We start from the raw sequence: 2,209 nt of genomic DNA, 5'->3' as shown, positions 1-2,209 counted from the left end.
CCCTTGTCCGGGTGGGCGCTCGTGTCGGTCTCGATGCTGGAGATACCCAGCCTGCCGTTCAACCTGTTCGTCATGCCGAACCTGCCGCTGGCCGAATCGGATGGTGCCGAAAGCTTCTGGGCGGCGGCGCATTGGTATCTTGCCTATGCCGGCATGGCGCTTGTGGCTCTCCACGTTGCGGCGGCACTGCGGCATCATTTCCAGCTCAGGGATGGCGTGCTCATGCGCATGATCACGCCTTCGTCAGATCCGGAATAGAGCGAGCGGTTCATTCGTTCATGGAGTGAGGGCGCAGGAATGCGCTGCCTCCAACAAGGAACATCCCCATGTACACGCGCATCCTCGGATTTGCGGCGGTCGCCGCTTGCCTCGCCATGCCTGTTTCAGCGGCCGTCGCGCTTGGTGACGCCGCCGGCAGCTATTCGATCAGCCCGGCCAACTCCAGCATCCGCTTCTCCATCGGCAAGGTCGGCGGCGGCGGCCTGAATGGCGCCTTCGCCCGCTTCAAGGGCTCGATCCGCATCGACAACAGCGATGTCGGGCACTCGCAGGTCAATTTCACCATCTTTCCCGAAAGCGTTGGCACCGGCCAGAGCCGTATCGATGCCTTCCTGCGCTCCGACGCGGTGTTCGATGCCGCCAACAACCCGGAGATCCAGTTCCGCTCTACCAGCGTGACCCGAACCAGCGACACCACGGCCCTCGTCAGCGGCCGGCTGACGGCGCGCGGCAAGACGTTTCCGGAAAAGTTCATGGCCGAGCTTGGCGGTCTCAAGGCCGGGACGATCAAATTCCATGTCACCGGCAAGGTGCTGAGGTCGCGCTACGGCATGGATGTCGGCACGCCAATCTATTCCAACATCGTCGACTTCGACATGACGCTGACCGGCAAAAGGGGCTGACCCTCGTCATTGGCTTTTCCGGCGATTTCGGGCAAACCTCGTTGCCTGTAATTGTGATGGAGAAGCCTGATGTTCCGATGGGGTGTGTTGTCGACGGCCAAGATCGGCCGCGAGCATTTGTTGCCGGCGATGGTCGAGGCGGAGAACGGCGTGCTGTCGGCGATCGCCAGCCGTGACCTGTCGAAGGCCAAGGCGCTGGCCGAGCGCTTCGGCGCGCGCCATACCTTCGGCTCCTATGAGGAACTGCTTGCCTCCGACGAGGTCGATGGCGTCTACATCCCGTTGCCGACCTCGCAGCATGTCGAATGGGCGGCCAAGGCCATCGAAGCCGGCAAGCACGTGCTGGTCGAAAAGCCGCTGGCGCTCGACGCCAAGGACATCCTGCCGCTGATCAAGCTGCGCGACCAGAAAAAGGTGCTGGTCTGCGAGGCCTTCATGGTCATCTACCACCCGCAATGGATCAAGGTACGCGACCTCATCGCCAGCGGCGCCATCGGCCGGCTGCGCCATGTGCAGGGTGCCTTCTCCTACTACAATGTCGACCCCAGCAACATGCGCAACCAGCTCGATCTCGGCGGTGGTGCGCTGCCCGACATCGGCGTCTACCCGACCGTGTCGACGCGCTTTTCGACCGGCAAGGAGCCGCTGCGCGTGCAGGCGACGATCGAGCGCGACAAGACATTCGGCACCGACATCTACTCCTCGATCCGCGCCGATTTCGGCGACTTCGAGCTGTCGTTCTATCTGTCGACGCAGATGGCGGCGCGCCAGGTGATGGTGTTCCACGGCGAGAAGGGTTTCATCGAGCTGTTCTCGCCCTTCAATGCCGGGCTCTACGACCACCACCGCGTCGAACTGCACAACCAGAACCACACCGAGACGCAAGTGTTCCGCTTTCCCGGCACGCAGCAATACCGGCTGGAGGTCGAGACCTTCGCGCGTGCGGCACAGGGCGGCAAGGAGCGCGTCTTCACGCTGGAGGAATCCGTGCTCAACCAGAAAGTCATCGATGCCATCTTCCGCGCCGGCGGCAAAGAAGGCTGGGAGACAGTCTGACCCCTTGCATTGAAGTAGCCGGCTAATTCTGGGAGGAAAGATGGCTGACGATGCGGACGTGATCATTGTCGGCGCCGGTCTTGCAGGGCTGGTTGCCGCCGCCGAGCTTGCCGAGGCCGGCAAGAAAATCATCATTGTCGACCAGGAGCCGGAGCAGTCGCTGGGCGGTCAGGCGTTCTGGTCGTTCGGCGGCCTTTTCCTCGTCAATTCGCCCGAGCAGCGGCGCATGCGCATCCGCGATTCGCATGACC

The 2,209-nt window shown here is 62.7% G+C and carries 4 protein-coding genes; all 4 read left to right on the top strand.

Annotated features, from left to right (window positions below; genetic code table 11):
• A partial coding sequence (locus EN906_RS31610) for a cytochrome b/b6 domain-containing protein (protein WP_206529216.1) occupies positions 1 to 258 on the top strand: 258 nt, incomplete at its 5' end.
• Positions 259 to 326: 68 nt separating this feature from the next.
• Positions 327 to 902, top strand: a complete 576-nt coding sequence (locus EN906_RS31605) for a YceI family protein (protein ID WP_127266813.1) — start codon at positions 327 to 329, stop codon at positions 900 to 902.
• Between the two features lie 69 nt (positions 903 to 971).
• Complete coding sequence (locus EN906_RS31600) at positions 972 to 1,958, top strand: Gfo/Idh/MocA family oxidoreductase (protein ID WP_127266814.1); 987 nt, start codon at positions 972 to 974, stop codon at positions 1,956 to 1,958.
• Between the two features lie 40 nt (positions 1,959 to 1,998).
• On the top strand, positions 1,999 to 2,209 hold a 211-nt coding region (locus EN906_RS31595), incomplete at its 3' end, for an FAD-dependent oxidoreductase (RefSeq protein WP_127375659.1).

Origin of the sequence: Mesorhizobium sp. M7A.F.Ca.CA.004.06.1.1 (assembly GCF_003999135.1) — a bacterium.
Lineage (GTDB): Bacteria > Pseudomonadota > Alphaproteobacteria > Rhizobiales > Rhizobiaceae > Mesorhizobium.
Note: the sequence above shows the minus strand (reverse complement) of the source record. Positions and strands in the feature narration are given on the sequence as shown.